This window comes from Halosimplex halobium, from assembly GCF_051414055.1.
GTDB lineage: Archaea > Halobacteriota > Halobacteria > Halobacteriales > Haloarculaceae > Halosimplex > Halosimplex halobium.
On sequence record NZ_JBLKNX010000004.1, the window covers coordinates 25,100 to 41,589 of the forward strand.

At 70.7% G+C, this 16,490-nt stretch carries 16 protein-coding genes; 7 read left to right on the top strand and 9 right to left on the bottom strand.

Going from position 1 to position 16,490, the window contains the following annotated elements; all coding sequences use genetic code 11:
- Window position 1: 1 nt before the first annotated feature.
- Window positions 2-1,651 (bottom strand): LVIVD repeat-containing protein, encoded by a 1,650-nt coding sequence (locus ACMGFG_RS04910; RefSeq protein WP_436929241.1) that lies wholly within the window; start codon window positions 1,649-1,651, stop codon window positions 2-4.
- A gap of 128 nt (window positions 1,652-1,779) precedes the next feature.
- Window positions 1,780-3,564, bottom strand: a complete 1,785-nt coding sequence (locus tag ACMGFG_RS04915) for an LVIVD repeat-containing protein (protein ID WP_436929242.1) — start codon at window positions 3,562-3,564, stop codon at window positions 1,780-1,782.
- 130 nt (window positions 3,565-3,694) lie between these two features.
- Here ACMGFG_RS04915 and engB point away from each other — a divergent pair, with 130 nt between their 5' ends.
- From engB to ACMGFG_RS04930, 3 genes are all read left to right on the top strand, one after another.
- The gene (gene engB / locus ACMGFG_RS04920; protein WP_436929243.1) at window positions 3,695-4,312 is read left to right on the top strand and encodes a GTP-binding protein EngB; all 618 of its coding nucleotides are present in this window, start codon (window positions 3,695-3,697) and stop codon (window positions 4,310-4,312) included.
- A 773-nt stretch (window positions 4,313-5,085) separates the two neighbouring features.
- On the top strand, window positions 5,086-5,424 hold the full coding sequence (locus ACMGFG_RS04925; RefSeq protein WP_135366191.1) for a cupin domain-containing protein: 339 nt from the start codon (window positions 5,086-5,088) through the stop codon (window positions 5,422-5,424).
- Between the two features lie 95 nt (window positions 5,425-5,519).
- On the top strand, window positions 5,520-5,894 hold the full coding sequence (locus tag ACMGFG_RS04930) for a NifU family protein (protein WP_436929244.1): 375 nt from the start codon (window positions 5,520-5,522) through the stop codon (window positions 5,892-5,894).
- Window positions 5,895-5,979: 85 nt separating this feature from the next.
- On the opposite strand, the gene ACMGFG_RS04935 is transcribed toward ACMGFG_RS04930, so the two are convergent.
- Window positions 5,980-7,032 carry a presenilin family intramembrane aspartyl protease PSH gene (locus tag ACMGFG_RS04935; RefSeq protein ID WP_436929245.1) on the bottom strand — a complete coding sequence of 351 codons (1,053 nt, stop codon included), beginning with the start codon at window positions 7,030-7,032 and terminating at the stop codon, window positions 5,980-5,982.
- Window positions 7,033-7,222: 190 nt separating this feature from the next.
- On the opposite strand from ACMGFG_RS04935, the gene ACMGFG_RS04940 reads away from it, so the two are divergent.
- Window positions 7,223-8,776 carry a sulfatase gene (locus ACMGFG_RS04940; protein WP_436929246.1) on the top strand — a complete coding sequence of 518 codons (1,554 nt, stop codon included), beginning with the start codon at window positions 7,223-7,225 and terminating at the stop codon, window positions 8,774-8,776.
- Between the two features lie 2 nt (window positions 8,777-8,778).
- Window positions 8,779-9,807 (top strand): lysylphosphatidylglycerol synthase transmembrane domain-containing protein, encoded by a 1,029-nt coding sequence (locus ACMGFG_RS04945; RefSeq protein WP_436929247.1) that lies wholly within the window; start codon window positions 8,779-8,781, stop codon window positions 9,805-9,807.
- Window positions 9,808-9,826: 19 nt separating this feature from the next.
- On the opposite strand, the gene ACMGFG_RS04950 is transcribed toward ACMGFG_RS04945, so the two are convergent.
- Together ACMGFG_RS04950 and ACMGFG_RS04955 are read right to left on the bottom strand one after the other, a co-directional pair.
- Window positions 9,827-10,672, bottom strand: a complete 846-nt coding sequence (locus tag ACMGFG_RS04950) for a M14 family metallopeptidase (RefSeq protein WP_436929248.1) — start codon at window positions 10,670-10,672, stop codon at window positions 9,827-9,829.
- 58 nt (window positions 10,673-10,730) lie between these two features.
- Window positions 10,731-11,402, bottom strand: coding sequence for an RNA ligase partner protein (locus ACMGFG_RS04955; RefSeq protein WP_436929249.1), 672 nt, complete (start codon window positions 11,400-11,402; stop codon window positions 10,731-10,733).
- A gap of 664 nt (window positions 11,403-12,066) precedes the next feature.
- Between ACMGFG_RS04955 and msrB the strand changes: the two genes are divergently transcribed.
- Complete coding sequence (gene msrB, locus ACMGFG_RS04960; RefSeq protein WP_135366200.1) at window positions 12,067-12,474, top strand: peptide-methionine (R)-S-oxide reductase MsrB; 408 nt, start codon at window positions 12,067-12,069, stop codon at window positions 12,472-12,474.
- Window positions 12,475-12,552: 78 nt separating this feature from the next.
- On the top strand, window positions 12,553-13,335 hold the full coding sequence (locus ACMGFG_RS04965; RefSeq protein WP_436929250.1) for a DUF7978 family protein: 783 nt from the start codon (window positions 12,553-12,555) through the stop codon (window positions 13,333-13,335).
- 4 nt (window positions 13,336-13,339) lie between these two features.
- Here the strand turns inward: ACMGFG_RS04965 and ACMGFG_RS04970 are convergent, their stop codons facing one another.
- From ACMGFG_RS04970 to ACMGFG_RS04985, 4 genes are all read right to left on the bottom strand, one after another.
- A complete protein-coding gene (locus ACMGFG_RS04970) occupies window positions 13,340-13,579 on the bottom strand; it encodes a glutaredoxin family protein (protein ID WP_436929251.1) in 240 nt (79 codons plus the stop codon).
- Window positions 13,580-13,616: 37 nt separating this feature from the next.
- Window positions 13,617-14,705, bottom strand: coding sequence for a PAS domain-containing sensor histidine kinase (locus tag ACMGFG_RS04975; RefSeq protein ID WP_436929252.1), 1,089 nt, complete (start codon window positions 14,703-14,705; stop codon window positions 13,617-13,619).
- A 110-nt stretch (window positions 14,706-14,815) separates the two neighbouring features.
- Window positions 14,816-15,862 (bottom strand): DNA repair and recombination protein RadA, encoded by a 1,047-nt coding sequence (gene radA / locus ACMGFG_RS04980; RefSeq protein ID WP_436929253.1) that lies wholly within the window; start codon window positions 15,860-15,862, stop codon window positions 14,816-14,818.
- Window positions 15,863-16,004: 142 nt separating this feature from the next.
- Window positions 16,005-16,481, bottom strand: a complete 477-nt coding sequence (locus ACMGFG_RS04985; RefSeq protein WP_436929254.1) for a hypothetical protein — start codon at window positions 16,479-16,481, stop codon at window positions 16,005-16,007.
- Window positions 16,482-16,490: the final 9 nt, after the last annotated feature.

A 16,490-nucleotide genomic window follows, 5' to 3' on the forward strand; every position in this document is an offset into this window, starting at 1 on the left:
GCTACTCCTCGTCTCCCGGCTCGTCGCTCCCGTCGAGCAACCGCCACGCGCCGATCCCGATGCCGGCCAGCGCCGCCGCGGGGCCGAACCCCGGGCCGTCGCCCGCGGTCGCGCCCTCCGTTTCGACTGCGTCGGTCCCCCCGTCGGAACCGGCCCCGTCATCGCCCGCGTTTTCGCCGTCGCCGCTCCCGTCCGTCGCGGGACGGCCGCCCGACCCGGTCGGGGCCGTCGTCGCGCCGGCGCGCCCGGGCGTCGGTGTCGGCGTCGCCCGGTCCACGTCGGGGAACGTGTAGACCCGCGCCGGCGCGTCGGGATCGGAGGGGTCGTAGTAGCTGGTGGCGACGACCGCGCCGCCGGGCGCCGCCAGCTGTGCGGTCCAGAAGCTCGTCTCGGAGGAGCGCCGGAAGTACCGCACCCGCTCGGGGTCGGCCGGGTCCGACAGGTCGTGGACGGCCACCCCGCCGCGGTACCACGACGAGTAGCAGTGGCCGGCGGCCAGTTCGAAGTTGTGGGCCGTCGTCCGGACGCCGTTGATGTTCGGGTCAGCGGTCGGCGGCGGATCGATAGTCGAGAGGTGCTCCGGCGAGCGCGGGTCGGCGATGTCGTAGATGGCGACCCCGCTCGGGCCGCCGGGGTCGTCGGGACCCGGCGTGGTGCCCTCCTTCCCGAAGTTGGAGTTCCACGACTCCTTGCCGACCGCGAGCAGCGAACTGTCGGGATCGGTCGCGGCGTAGTGGTCGTTGCCCGGCGGCTCCGAGTACTCGCGGGCGACCGCCAGCCCGTCGAGTTCGGCCAGCGTCTCGGGGTCGCGCTCGCGAACGTCCGCGACGTACCCCGGATCCGTGGGGTCGCTCACGTCGAGGATCCACGTCCCGGCGTCCCAGTAGGCCAGGTAGGCGAAGCCGTCGCGGACGAACACGTCGTGGAGCGTCCGCAGCTGCTGGGGGACCGACTCCCAGACCGGGTCGTGGTCCAGCACCGACCAGCGGGCGACCTCCCGTGGCTGGTCGCGGCCCACGTCCACGACGAGCAGCGGGTTGGCGTCGCGGTCGCTCCGGGTGAGGTAGGCGTACTCGCCCGCGAGGTCGCAGTTGTGGACCGGGTAGGCCGTCTCGTAGGCCCGCAGGAACGCGGGGTCGGTCGGGTCGCTCACGTCGAACAGCGCGACGCCGTAGAAGCTGTCGGGGTCGTAGCCCGCGGGGCCGCCGACGAGCAGGCGGCCGTCGTCGTACTTCACGTCCCGAACCCCGCCCATCGTCTGGTTCGTGCCCGGCGGCGAGATGTCGCGCTCGCTCGCGACGACCGTCGGGGCCGCGGGATCGGTCAGGTCGAGGACGGCGAAGCCGTCGCCGACCGCGACGAACGCCGTGTCGCCGTCGGGCGTCAGGACCGTCTCCGTCGCGCCCTCGACGGCGACGCTCCCGATCGGTTCGTATCCCGAGGTGGGCGTCGCGACCGCGTCCGTCGGTGTCGGCGTGGGCGTCCCGGAGGGGGTCGCCGTCGCGGCCGCGTCGTCGCTCGTCGTGGTCGCGTTCGCAACTGCGCTCGCCCCCGGCTCGGCCCGGCGGGCGTCGCCGTCGCGGGCCGCCAGGGCGGCGGTCGGGAGGGCGGCGGTCCCGGCGACCGCCCGGAGGAACTGGCGTCGATGCACGTCCCCGGCATGGCGGTCGACGGGTATCAGTTTCCCGGTGGGGTCGACGGGACTGGCGGACCGGCGGGCCGGCGAGGCCGGCGGACCGGCCGGACTGGCGGACTAGCGGGCCGGCGCGCTCGGCGCGGTCACTCGTCGTCGCCGCGGCCGAGCCGCCAGGCGCCGATGCCCAGCGCCGCGAGCCCCGACAGGACGCCCAGCCCGGGGCCGTTCCCGCTGGTCGTCGCGTCCGCGTTGCCGGTCGCCGTGTCCCCCTCGCCGGCCATCCCGCTCGTCGCGGTCGCGGTCTCGCCGGCCATCCCGCTCGTCGCGGTCGCGGTCTCGCCGGCCATCCCGCTCGTCGCGGTCCCGCCCGTCGCGGTCGGGGTGTCGGTCGGCGTGGCCGTCGGCGTCGGCGAGGCCGACGGCGTGGCCGTGGCGGTCGGCGACTCGGTCGGCGTCCCGGCCGAGGTCCCCGTGTCGGTCGCCGCCGCGTCGGTCGGCTCAGGCGTGTCCGTCGGCAGGTCGACCTCGGCGCCGGAGGGCGTCACCGTCGCCGGGTTGTCCGAGGGGTCCGGGAAGGTGTAGAACGCCCCGGGCCCGTCCCGGTCGGTCGGGTGGACGTAGCTCGTCGCGATGAAGAACTCGCCGGGGACACCGACCTGCGCGGTCCAGAAGCTCGCGCGGTCGCCGTTCTCGTAGTGGGCCAGCTGTTCGGGGTTCGCCGGGTCGGAGATGTCGTGGACCTTCACCCCGCCGCGGTACCACGACGAGTAGAGGTAGTCGCCGGCGATCTCGAAGTTGTGCGAGGTGGTGTAGTAGCCGCCCTGTCGCCGGGCGGTCTCGCCCTCCGGCGGCTGGGGCGGTTCGATCTCCGTCAGCCGCTCGGGACTGGTGGCGTCGCTGATGTCGTAGAGGATGATCCCGCTCGGCCCGCCCAGGTCCTCCTCGTCGGACTCGTCGTCGTCGACGCCGCCCTCGAGGTTCCAGCTCTCCCCGCCGACCGCGAGCAGGTCGCCGTCGTCGTCGGGCTGGACGTAGTGGGCGTTGCCCTCCGGCTCCATCGCGTACTCGTAGAGGTCGGTCCCGCTCACGTCCTGCAGCTCCGACAGGGAGTACTCGGCGGCGTGGCCGACGTACTCGGGACTCGCCGGGTCGGACACGTCGAGGATCCACGCCCCGCCGTCCCAGTAGGCCAGGTACGCCCGCTCGTCCTGGACGTACATGTCGTGGAGATTGACGAGGTTGCCGGACAGCTCCCCGTACTCCGCGTCGTACTCGGCGGGCGACCACTGTGCCACCGACTCCGGCTGGTCGGGGGCGACGTGGACGACGTCGAGCTCCCGCCCGGTCGTCAGGTACGCGTACTCCCCGTGGAGGTCGGAGTTGTGGATGGTGTAGGTCGTCTCGTAGGTCTTCATCGGCCGCGGGTTCAGCGGGTCCGACACGTCGTAGATGGCGATCCCGCGGAACCCCTCGGCCGCCCGGGAGGTCGCCAGCATCAGCCGGCCCTGGTTGTACTTGATGTCGTAGAAGCCCGTGATGGACCGGCCGCCCGACGCGGTGATCCCGGTGTAGGTGCCGACGACCTCGGGGTTCTCCGGGTCCTGACAGTCGACGACGTAGAAGCCGTCGATCCGGGAGGCGAACGCGTACCGGCCGGACGGTTCCATCACCGCCTCGGTGGTCTGGAACCCGCCCTGGTCGTTCGACACGTCGAAGCTTGCCAGCGGGCCGTAGCCGTCGCCGGCGTCGGTGCCGGTGGGGGTCGCGGTTCCGGTTTCTGTCGGCCCGGCGGTGGCGGTCGGCGTCGCGGTCGTTCGGGAGGAGGGCGATGCGTCGTCGTCGCTGCCGGCGGCGGTCAGGGCGCTCCCTGCGATCCCCGCGAGACCGGCAGCGCCGACTGCGGAACGGAGGTATTCACGGCGGCGCATGCACCCCATCCTCCGGGCGGCTGTCGTTTAGTTTTGCTGATCGGAACGGTCGGCGACCCCCTCCGCGACCGCCCCTGCGGCGCCGGGCGCGAACCCGCTCCTTTTCCACCCGCCCGGTGTAGGACCCCCCATGTTCGAGTCACGCCCGGACCGGGACGCCGAGGTCGTCCTCGTCGGCCGGTCCAACGTCGGCAAGTCGACGCTCATGCGCGAGCTCACCGGCCACACCTTCGACACCGGCCAGCGCCCGGGCGTCACCCGCTCGCCCAACCACTTCGACTGGGCCGGCCCGGACTTCGTACTCACCGACCTGCCCGGCTTCGGCTTCATGGAGGGCGTCCCCGAGGACGTGCGCGAGCAGACCAAGACCGACATCGTCCGCTACATCGAATCGAACGCCGACAAGATCCTGGCCGCCGTCCTCGTCGTCGACGGCAAGGCCGCCGTCGACATCATCGACCGCCACTCCGGCCCCGACGAGGTGCCCTACGACGTGGAGATGTTCCACTTCCTCCGCGACGTGGACATCCCCGTCGTCGTCGCCGTCAACAAGATGGACAAGGTCGACGACCGCGACGAGCGGCTGAACGAGCTCTGCGACCGCCTCGGCCTCTACCCCCCCTGGAAGCAGTGGCAGAACACCATCGCCCCCATCTCCGCGAAACGCGGCTCCATCGAACCCATGACCGAGGCCGTCCGCCACCACCTCCACGAACAGGAACGCGACGACCTGTTCCAATTTTTCTGAACCCACTTTTTGCGGCGGAGAGTTCCTCGCGCGCCGGAGGCGCGCTGCGGGAATCCTCCGCCGCAAAAACTTGGGGAAAAAGGCCGGACGACTCGGTCGCTTCGCTCCCTCGCGTCCGGTGAACCGGCGCTCCGCGCCGGATGCTGCCTGCAGGCCAGGGCTGTTGCAGTGAGCGGTTGCGGTGCGGTCGGCGCGTGCTGTCGTCTCGGAATCGCTTGCGATTCCGATGGGCCGTCAGAGCTTGCTCTGACGTTGGCGGCCTCCGTGCCGCGACGGAATCGCGCGAGGTCTTCGTGAACGTGTGAACGAAGGCTCGTCAGCGCTTGCTCTGACGGTGGATTCGCGACTCGCGTGTCGCGAATCGGCTGGGGAGGCTCGTGGCCGTCTGCGGTGCTGTGGGGGGCGGGTGCGGTCGCAGTGTCGTGCTGTGCAGTTGCGGTCCCTGGCGGACTGAAAGGGCGAGGCGCGCTCGCGCTTGCCTGGTCGCCTGAGCGACCCCTACCCGAGCGCAGCGAGGGTATGTCGCTCAGCGACCGCGAGCGCGCCGAGGGCTTTCACCGCCTGCTGTTTCTTGCGGTACTGACTCCAGCTAGCGAGCGCGTCGAGGGCTTTCACCGCCTGCTGTTTCTTGCGGTCGAGTCGAGTGCGGTCGCTGCCTCGCGACAGTCTTTCAAACTGGTTCGACCAGAGACACCCGACCAACTCCCACCGCTATCCGACGATTCCATCGAGCAACACCCACGCTTAGGTGCGGGCACGCCCACAGGCGATCCATGCAGGTCGAAGCACACTCGGCGAACGAGACGGTCGAAGTCACCGACGGCGTCCACCTCACACAGCTCGCGGTCGGCGAGCGGATGAGCATGCAACACGTCCACATCGAGCCGGGGGCAGTCGTCCCGGAACACAGCCACGAACACGAGCAGGTTGGGTACATCACGAGCGGGTCGGGCGTGTTCGTCGTCGACGGCGAGGAGTTCCCGGTCAGCTCCGGCGACTCCTACCACCTCGCGAGCGAGGAACCCCACAGCGTCGAGGCGACCGGCGACGAGCCGCTGGACGGCATCGACGTGTTCGCGCCGCCGCGGGCGAACCCCGACTGGATGGACTGAGGCGGGACGGACCGCGGCCGCACCCGACGATCGGCCCCGCGGCGAACCCGTGAGTCCAAAGGTCTAAGCCCCGTCGTCGCCAACGTCGAGGTACTATGAGCACAGAGACCGAGGACGGCGACGACCTGCGCGAGCGCATCTCGAACTTCCTGCGGCGGAACTTCCCGCAGATCCAGATGCACGGCGGGTCGGCGGCCATCGAGGAGATCGACCGCGAGAACGGCTCCGTCACCATCCAGCTGGGCGGCGCCTGCTCGGGGTGTGGCATCTCCCCGATGACGATCCAGGCGATCAAGACGCGCATGACCAAGGAGATCCCCGAGATCGAGACGGTCAACGCCCGCACCGGCGGCGGCATGGGCGGCGAGGAAGGCATGATGGGCGCCGACACCGGCCCCTCGATGCCCGGCGACTCCCGCGGCGGCGACATCGGCGGCGACGACGACGAAGGCCCCGAAGCGCCGTTCTGAGGTCGTCCCCTCGGTTCACCTTCTCGGGTTTTTTCACCGCCCGGAGTCGCGACGCTGCCGGTCGCACACGGCAGAAATCGAGCGCCTACAGCCCCAGCGCGGCCGTGACCGGGACGCCGGCGGCGACGGCGCCGACGAGATAGCCGCCCAGCACGCCGGCGTTCAGCGGCGGGAGGCCGGCGTGGGCGCCCTCGACGCGGTGGACGAGATAGAGGAGCCCGCCCATCCCGACCAGGCCGCCGACCAGCGCCCCGAGGGCGGGCGCGTTGGCGTTGAGCGCCGGGACGACGGTGGGAGCGTCGAGAAAGCGGCCCGCGCTCACGGCGAGCATCCCCGGGATGATCGCGTCGCCCAGTCCCAGCAGGGCGACCTCCGAGCGAGCCGGTGACGCGGCACCTTCGGGCGGCTGGTCGCCGTCGGCCGTGTCGGGCCCGCCGTCCGCTGAACTCTCGTCGCCCATCAGGTCGAACTCGGGGTCGCGCATCGAGAACGAGCGGGAGTGGGGGACGACGAAGACGATGGGGGCCTTCAGGTCGCCGAGGCCGGCGGCGAGTTCCTGCATGTGGCCGGAGACGTAGACGGCGTAGGCGTCGTAGCCGGCCCACGCGACCAGCAGGACGACGACCGGGAGCGGCCCGAAGCCGAGGCCGAGCATCGGGATGGCCGCGGCGCCGAACACGACGGCCGCGATGTCGTTGACGTACCACTCGGGATAGGTCCAGAGGACCGCGAACGTGACCGCGGCGACCGCGATCGAGGCGGGACTGGTCGGCAGTCCCATCGCGAGGCTCCCGCTCGCGGCGATCTCGCCGACGCCGGTCAGCGCGACGAACGCGACGGCGGTGAGCGTGCTCGCCGACCCCAGCAGGAAGGCGCGGACGAGCGCCTCGCCGTAGCCGTAGCGGAAGGCGGCGACCATCCCCGCGGTGGCGACCAGCAGTATCGCCGCGAAGACGCCCACGTTCCCCACGTTCCCGGGGTCCTCGAACATGGCCAGCCCCATCGCGGCGACCTCGTCGGTCAGCGCGAGCCCGAGGACGATCGTGGCCGCGTACAGCGCCACGATCCCGACGTAGGCGCAGGTGCCCGACGGGATCCCCGTGGTCTCCTCGGTCGCTCCGGTGGGCCGTTCGCTCATCGGTCGGCCCCCCGGCGGACCGCCGTCGTCGGCTCCCCGCGCGCCGCCAGCCGTTGCATGGTCGGCGACGAGGGCCACCGCCGGCAAATACTTCCCGGAGTCGGCGCCGGACCGGCGGCCCGCGGCCGGCCGACCAGCGGGCGACCGGCGGACCACGGAGTTTAATTCCGTGCGTCGCGCTCACCCACCCATGAGCGAGACAGACGGTCCGGGGAACGTCCTGTTCGTCGTCATGGACACGGTCCGGCAGAGCCACCTCTCGGTGTACGGCTACGACCGGCCGACGACGCCGAACCTGGAGGACTTCGCCGACGACGCCGTCGTCTTCGAGGAGGCCGTCGCCCCGGCGCCCTGGACCCTGCCCGTCCACGCCTCGCTGTTCACCGGGCTCTACCCCACCCAGCACGGCGCCACCCAGGAGAACCCCTACCTGGAGGGCGCCACCACGCTCGCCGAGTCGCTGTCGGCGGCGGGCTACGCCACCGCCTGCTACTCCTCGAACGCCTGGATCACCCCCTACACCAACCTCGCCGACGGCTTCGACGACCAGGACAACTTCTTCCAGGTCATGCCCGGCGACCTGCTGTCGGGCCCGCTCTCGAAGATCTGGAAGACGATGAACGACAACGACACCCTGCGGAGCGTCGCCGACCGGCTCGTCGAACTCGGCAACACCGCCCACGAGTACTTCGCCGAGAGCGGCGGCGGCGACACCAAGACCCCCGAGATCGTCGACCGCGTCCAGACCTTCGTCGAGGAGAGCGAGGAGTCCGGCGACGAGTGGTTCTCCTTTATCAACCTGATGGACGCCCACCTCCCCTACCACCCGCCCGAGGCGTTCGCCGAGGAGTTCGCCCCCGGCGTCGACTCGACCGAGGTCTGCCAGAACTCCAAGGAGTACAACTCCGGTGCGCGGGACATCGACGACGACGAGTGGGCGGATATCAAGGGCCTCTACGACGCCGAGATCGCCCACATCGACCACCACCTCGGCCGGCTGTTCGACTGGCTGAAAGAGACCGACCGCTGGGAGGACACCCTCGTCGTGGTCTGTGCCGACCACGGCGAACTGTTCGGCGAGCACGGCCTCTACGGCCACGAGTTCGGCATCTACGACCCGCTGGTCAACGTCCCGCTGCTGGTCAAACACCCCGAACTCGACGCCGAGCGCGACACCGAGACCCAGGTCGAGTTGCAGGACCTCTATCACACCGTGCTGGACCACGCGGGGGTCGACGCCGACACGGGTGGCGAGCCGTTCGACCGCGCCCGGTCGCTGCTCGACGCCGACTACCGCGAGTTCGCCAGCGTCGACGCGCCCCGCGGGGCCGACTCGCGCTTTTCCGCCCACGACGCGGGCGAGCTGGACGGCTACGCGTTCGTCGACTACCACCGGCCGGTCGTCGAGCTGAACCAGCTGGAGAGCAAGGCCAGCGCGGCCGGGATCGAACTCGATACCGATTCCCGGTTCTACTCGCGGATGCGCGCGGCCCGCCGGCCCGACGGGAAGTACATCCGCAACGAGCGCATCCCCGACGAGGCCTACCGGCTGGACACCGACCCCGACGAACTGGACGACGTGGCCGACACCGACGACGAGGTCATCGCCGCAACCGAGGAGGCGCTCGTGACGTTCGAGTCGGAGATGGACGGCGAGTGGGCTGACGTGACCGACGAGGACGTGCTCGACGACATGGGCGAAGAGGCCAAAGACCGACTGTCGGACCTGGGATACATCGAGTAACCGTGAGCGAGTCCAGCCGTGACCTGTTCGACTTCGTCGACCGGCAGACGGCTATCAAGATCGTCGGCGGGTTCGTCATCGCCTTCGTCGCGCTCGGGCTGATCGCCTACGGGATCGGGATCGAGAAGATCCAGCGGGAACTCTCCCGGGCCGACCCGGCGTGGCTGGCCGCGGGCTGTCTCTCGACGGCGGTCGGGCTCGTCGCCTGGGCGAAGGCCTGGCAGGTCGTCCTCCGGGTGGTCGGCTACCGCGTCCCCTTTCGAAAACTCGTGGTCACCTACTACGCGGCGACGTTCGCCAACTACGTCACGCCGCTGGGCCAGGCCGGCGGCGAACCCTTTATCGCCTACGTGCTCTCCAGGGACACCGAGGCGTCCTACGAGGACTCGCTGGCCTCGGTCGTGACCGCCGACCTCCTGAACCTCCTGCCCTTTTTCACCTTCGCCGCGATCGGGACCGTGGTCCTCGTCGTGCGGACGACCCTGTCGGACCAGATCCGCGGCGTCGCGGGCATCCTCGTCGTCTTCGCGGTCGGCGTCCCCGTCGCCGCCGTCGTCGGGTGGCGCTCGCGGCGCCGGCTCGGGAACCTCCTCCTGCGCGCCGTCGCGCCGGTCGCCCGGCGGACCCGCTTTGTCAGCGTCGAGGGGCTTCGCGAGCGGCTGCGCGAACTGAACACCGCCTTCGAGCGCATCGCCGCCGACCGACCGGCGCTGGCCCACGCGCTCGTCTACTCGTTCGTCGGCTGGCTCTTTTTCGCCCTGCCGCTGTACGCCGCCGTCCGCGCGCTCGGGGAGTCGATCTCCATCTTCCTCGTGTTCTTCATCGTCCCCGCGAGCACGCTCGCCGGGCTGACCCCCTCGCCCGGCGGCCTCGCCGGCGTCGAGGCGGCGCTGGCCGGCCTGCTCGGGACGCTCGGGGGCTTCTCCTTCGCGACCGGTCTCTCCATCGGCATCGTCTACCGGCTGGCCAGCTACGTGTTCGCGGTCCTGGCCGGCGGCGTCGCCGCGCTGTACGTCGTCTCGCGGAACTGAGCGACGGGTGTCGGCGCGGTCACGCCCCGCCCTCGACCCACGCGTCCAGGGCGTCGTCGACGGTCCCGCCGACCGCTCGCCCGCGGTAGCCGAAGATGTCGTCGTACCCCGACTGGGACAGCAGGACCGGGACGAACGACTCCTCGGCGGTCAGGAGCCCCTCGGCCGACTTCGCGTAGGCCTCGCCCGGCGCGACCGGCTCGAAGTTTCGCGCCAGCAGTTCGTAGGACTCGTCGCCGGGCGGCTTCTCGACCCTGTCGTATATCTCGAAGTACTCGGCGTCGGGTTCGTGCATCGGCGGCGCCGCCGGCAGCGCCCCCTCCGCGTGGAGGAACGTCCGGATCAGCATCTCGGCCTTCGCGACGGCGTTCGGCTGTTCGACCCGTCCCGCCTCGACGGAGACGACCCCGCCGGTCGACGCGAACGCCGAGTCGGTGACGGGCGTCTCGTTGACGACCGGCCCGACCGGCAGTTCCGCGGCGATCTCGACCGCGCGCCGGTCGCCCTCGGCGACGAACGCGACCGGCTCCGGCGTCGCGTGGGTGGTGTGGATGGCGACGGTGTCACAGTCGGCCGTCTCCTCGGTGAGCTGGGCGGCCAGCCGCCGCTCGCGCTCGTCGGCCTCGGGGTCCCCGGGGAACACCCGGTTCAGGTCCGCGTCGAGGCCGCGGCGGTGCGCGGCCGACGCCGGGGGGTTCGCGACGACGAACTTCACCGCCCGCTCGAACTCGGGGCCCGACGCGAGGACGCGGTGGACGGCCCGGGCACCCGTCGGCTCGTCGCCGTGGACGTTGCAGACGACCGCGAGCTCCGGGTCGCCGGGGCCATACACCGTCACGTCGGGGGAGACATCCTTGTCGAACATCCTGGCCGACGGGTAGCTCCTCCGGACGGAAAGCCGTGTCACCGGAACCTGCGTGGGGCTACGACTCCACGTAGTCCTCGTGGCCGCTGGCGACGAGGTACTCCCGCAGCAGCGCGGGGAAGTTCCGCCCCTGCAGGTACCGCAGGCCGAAGTCGTCGGCCCAGCCGACGATGCCCTGGTCCTCCGTCACCACGCCGGCCTCCAGTTCGCGGGCGAGGATGAGCAGGTCGAAGTCCTCGCGGGAGTCGAGCACACCCTGGCGCAACGCCCGGCGGTACTCGTCGCGCAGGTCCGAGATGACCCGGTCCACCTCGGTCATGTGGTCGTGGTCGTCGACGGGGTCGGTCGAGGACTGCTCGGCCTCGCGGACGGCCTTCTCGGCGACCCGCAGGCCGCGGTTCACCCGGTCGGACATCTCGTCGACGAACTGGTAGACGATGTGGGCCGGCACCTGCACCTCGTAGCGGGCCGGCGCCTTCGTGATGACCCAGGTGTCCAGCCTGGCGAACACCTCCTCGTCCACGTCGCGGTCGCGCAGCATCTGGGTCAGCTCCTCGTCGATCGTCGGCGGCATGTAACAGGAGATGTTGAGCGTCAGCTTCGCGTCGGCGACGAGGTCGAGCAGTTCGAGACACGCCGCTTCGAGGTCCTGGTCGCCGTCGCGGATCTCCTCGGTGATGAACACCGACGTGTCGAGCACGAACCGCTGTTTGAGCGGCGAGTCCGACATTAGCTGGCTCTACGCGACGAACCCCCAAGAATTGCCGGGGCGGTCTCCGACGGTCTGTTCTCCGCGTGGGTGTCTCGGTCGTTTCTGGGTGGGTTGGTGTGGAAGGGAGCTCTTCGAGAGCGACCGCACTCGACGGTGAGCGGTGACAGCGCTCGCTCGCCTGGAGTCAGTACCGCAGAGGATAGCAGGTGATGAAAGCCCTCGGCCCGCTCGCGGTCGCTGAGCGACATACCCTCGCGGCCTGCGGCCGCTTCGGGTAGGGGTCGCTCAGACGACTGACGTGGACGCGAGCGGGCCTCGCCCTTTCAGTCCACCAGGGACAGCACCGCGACCGCCCCGCACAGCACCGCAGACGGCCACGAGCCTCCCCAGCCGATTGCGCTGTCTGCGGGCGACCCGAGCGTCGCCCGCATGGCCCGAGGGACCTCCGGTCCCTCGCTGCTCGCAAGCTGCGATGCTCATCCACCGTCGGAGCACGCTCCGACGAGCCTTCGTTCACACAGTTCACGAAGACCTCGCGCGGCTACGGTCGCGCACATGAACGCGCGCTCCAGCGCGCGCCATCCGCACCGCGACCGCTCACCGCAACAGCTACTGTCCTCACTGGGTGTTCGCCGAGTTCGCGAGCGGTCGGTATAAACGCCTGGAGCGGCTACTCGGGGGTATGTCAGAACACGAGGACGCGCTGCCGGACTCGGACGAGGAGTGGCGCGAGCGGCTGACCGAGGAGGAGTACAAGATCCTGCGCGAGCGGGGGACGGAACCGAAGTTCAGCGGCGAGTACCTCGACGTCGACGAGGAGGGGGAGTTCACCTGCGCCGGCTGCGGGACGGAGCTGTTCTCGACGGACCAGCAGTTCGACTCCGGGCACGGCTGGCCGAGCTTCTTCGACGTGGTCGAGGAGGGCAACGTCGAGACGAAACTGGACACCAGCCACGGGATGCGCCGGACCGAGGTCGTCTGTGCGACCTGCGGCGGCCACCTCGGTCACGTCTTCGACGACGGCCCCGACCCGACCGGCAAGCGCTACTGCATCAACTCGGCCGCGCTCGACTTCGAGGGCGACGAGTAGCGACCCGGGCGGCCGCCGGTTATCGATTCGATCGAAGCGGGCGGAAGCCTTTTTGAACTGCTGCGCGCTTGGACGGGTGTGAGTTCAGAACACGCGGACGACCCGGGGGGCGAGGAGGCGTCCGGCGACCGGACGGTGTCGGTCCTCGGCACCGAGGTCGTCCTGGAGGAGGCGTTCGTCGCGTTCCCGTGGCGGGCGGGGATGGCGCGGGCGCCCGGCGCCTTCCTCGCGGTCTTCGTGCTGACGGCCGGGGCCGCCGCCGTCGGCGGCTTCGGCACCGGGTCGCTCCAGCGGCGGTTCGCGCTGCTCGGCATCGTCGTCTTCAACGCCCACAACATCCCCGCGACGACCGGCGCGGTCCCCCAGCTGCTCGTCCCGGTGGCCCAGCCGGTCGCCTCGCTGCCGGGGATCGGTCGGCTCCTGCGCGGCCTGTTCACGTTCGGGACCGGCCACGCGGCGCCGGTCGCCCACGTCGGCGGGATCCTGAGCGGCCAGACTGCCGAGATCGGCCACCTCAACCTCATCGCCCGGCAGGGCGAGACGGACGTGCCGGCGGTCGTCTACTACCTGCTCGCGCCGGTCGCGCTGGTCGGCGCCGGCTACGAGTTCGCCGACAGCCACTGGGCGGAGACGAGCACGGAGTCGTTCGCGGAGGTGGCCCGGTTCGGCCTGGCCATCGCGGCCGGCTACGTCGTCGTCCTGCTCGTCGGCTCGGTGCTGTTCACGGCGGTGCTGATCAGCCCGCTGACGGGCGAGGTGACGATCCTCCCCGACCGGTACCTGACCGTCGTCTACGGGTTCGCCTACCCGACGATCTTCGCGACGCTGGGGGCCTGGATCGTCTACCGGGACAGAACGTGAGAAGCTACGCGTAGCTCTTGTTCAGGTACTCGACGATCTTCTCGGATTCGGCCATCGTGACGCCGCGGCCGTCGTCGACGAGGACGGGGACGCCCCGCTGGCCGGAGACCTCCTTGACCTCGTTGCGCTCGGAGTGGAGCGCCTCGACCCACACCGTCTCGTAGTCCAGGTCCAGTTCGTCCATCCGGTCGGCGACCTTCTCGCAGTACGGACACCCGTCGAGCTGGTAGAGCGTGAACGCCATACCCGGCCTTCGGAAGCGACCGGCAAGTGCGTTGCGCCTACCGGTCGAGTTCGACGCCCGCGACCTCGAAGCGGGCGCCCCGCGTGGCGCCGTCGGTCGGCGTCTGCGCGTCGGTCAGCCGGACGCTCCAGCCGTGGACGTCGGCGATCTTCCGGACGATCGCCAGCCCCATCCCGGTGTTGCCGCCGGCCCCGTTCGTGGAGTAGCCGGCGTCGAAGACCTGCTCGCGGTCGGCCGGCGCGACGCCGGGCCCGTCGTCGGCGACGAAGAACCCGTCGAGCGTGGCGCCGACGCTGATCCGGCCGTCGCCCGCGTGTTCCACGGCGTTGCGAAAGAGGTTCTCGAACAGCTGGGCGAGGAGGCTGGCGTCGGCGACCAGCGCGACCTCGTCGAGCACGTCGAGCGTCGCGGAGCCGGTCTCGACGTTCGTCCACGCCGCCCGGGCCACCGTCCCGAGGTCGACGTGTTCGGTGTCGGCGGCGTCGGACCCGCGTGCGAGGACGAGCGCGTCGTCGACGATGTCGTTCATCCGTTCGAGCGACCCGCCGATCGACGCCGCGTGTTCGGCGACGGCGTCCGCGTCGCCGGGCGTCTCCCCGAGGAGCTCCGCGCGGGCCATCGCGACGTTCAGCGGGTTGCGCAGGTCGTGGCTGAGGACGTTCGCGACCGTCGACAGCGTCTCGTTGTTGGCCTCGACGCGGAGCTCGGCCTCCTTGCGGTCGGTAATGTCGACGTGCATGACCAGCGCGTGAGGGTCGTCGTACTCCGGGAGGGCGATCGCCCGCATCAGGAACCAGCGACGCTCGTCGGGCGAGTGACAGGGGTACTCCAGCGAGAACGACGAGCGCTCGCCGTCGATGACCGACCGGATGCCCGCGGCGGCCTCGGTCGCCGTCTCGTCGTCCGAGGCGTCGCAGACCGAGAGGTAGTTTTCGCCGACCATGTCGACCCCGCCGCCGAGGTCGTTCGCCGCGCCGAACTCCCGCCAGGCGCGGTTGGTGGTCCGGATCACGCCCTCCGAGTCGACGACGGCGACCTGTGCCGGGAGCGCGTCGAACGCCGCCGCGATGAGCGGTCGCTCCCCGCTCGCCGCCGCCCCGCTGCCGTCGTCGCGCTCGGGAGTCACTATCAGATTCCAGGTGCGCGACGGGTATAACGGGCCCGACCGATTCTCACGGATGAATCTCGGAGAGCGCTCGGATCGGGTGGAGTCGGCCGTTCAGGCGGCCGGCCCCGTCACTCGTTCATCAGGCCGTCCTCCTCGACGCGCATGACGGCCTCGCCGTCGGGGAGGTTCGGGGCGTCGACGAGCTTGACGATGCGCTTGTCGCCCTTGGACTTGCGGAGGTAGATGCGGAACGTGGAGGTGTGACCGAGGATGTTCCCGCCGATGGGCTGGGTCGGGTCACCGAAAAAGGAGTCGGGGTTGGAGGCGACCTGGTTGGTGACGACGACGGCGGTGTTGTGGAGGTCGCCGACGCGCATCAGGTCGTGGAGGTGTTTGTTGAGCTTCTGCTGGCGCTCGGCGAGCTCGCCGCGGCCGACGTACTCGGCGCGGAAGTGAGCGGTCAGCGAGTCGACGCAGAGCAGGCGGATGGGGAACTCGTCGTCCTGGGTCTCGCTGGCGAGTTCCTGGGCCTGCTCTGCCAGCAGGATCTGGTGGTTGGAGTTGAACGCCTTCGCGACGTGGATGTTGTCGAGCATCGCCTCGACGAGGTCGTCCAGCAGCGCCTCGTCGCTCGCGTCGGCGTCCTCGGCCTCCTCGACGATGTCGTGCAGGACCATCGCGTCCTCGAGGACTTCGTCGTCGTGGCCCTTGACCATCTGCTCGATGCGCTCGGGGCGGAACGTGTCCTCGCTGTCGATGAACATCGCCGACCCCTCCAGGCCGCCGTGCTCGCGGGGGAGCTGGACGTTGACGGACAGCTGGTGGGTGACCTGGGACTTGCCGGCGCCGAACTCGCCGTACACCTCGGAGATCGACTGGGTCTCGATGCCCCCGCCCAGCAGGTCGTCGACCTCGTCGACGCCCCAGGTGAGCTTGCCGATCTGCTCGCGCCGTTCGAGGACGGCCGCGCCCGTCTCGAAGCCGCCGATGTCGGCGGCCTCCCGCGCGGCCTCGATGATGTCCGCCGCGCTGGACTCCCCGATGTCCGCCGTGTTCGACAGCTCGCCCGGCGAGGCGACCGCGATGCCCTGGTAGCCGTCGAACCCGTTCTCCCGCAGCTTCTCGGCCGTCGCCGGACCCACGCCCGGCAGTTCTTCGAGGTCTTCTGTCGCCATACCCAGCGGTTGCGCCGCCCCTCATATAAACCCTCGTTAACACCAAAGTGAAAGTGAAATCCCGAGCCCGCTCGGCGCTCGGATCGAACCGTTCCGAAGGTTGATACGTCAACGGGCGGTCGCGGTGTGGGGATCGTCGCGGTCAGCCCCGGGCGCCGAGGTAGACGACGGCGAAGACGCCGAGGAAGTAGACGGCGGTGAGCCACGACTCGGGGACCGAGAGGACGCGATGCCCCTGGTGGCCGACGACGACCAGCGCCAGCGCGACGGCGGCCAGCGCCGGGCGGGCCACCAGTCCGGCGACGAACGCCCGCAGGTTCCAGACCACGCTCCCGGCGAACCGGCGCGCCTTTTCACCCAGGGGCCGGTTGCCGTCGGGGTTGTCGGCGGGGTCGAACCCCTCGACGGTCTCGCGGGCGACGGTCGCGACCTCGCCGGTGTTGACCCGGTAGCCGTCGGCATCGCCGACTCGCAGGAGCGTGACCGTCCCCTCGCCGACGCCGACGACCCGGTAGGTCCCCGGCGAGAGCGCGGTGTCACCGCCGTCGGACACGGACGCGCCGCTATCGTCGGGCACCCGGACGTGGTCGTAGACGGCGGGGTCCCGGCTGTCTGTCATCGGTGGCGA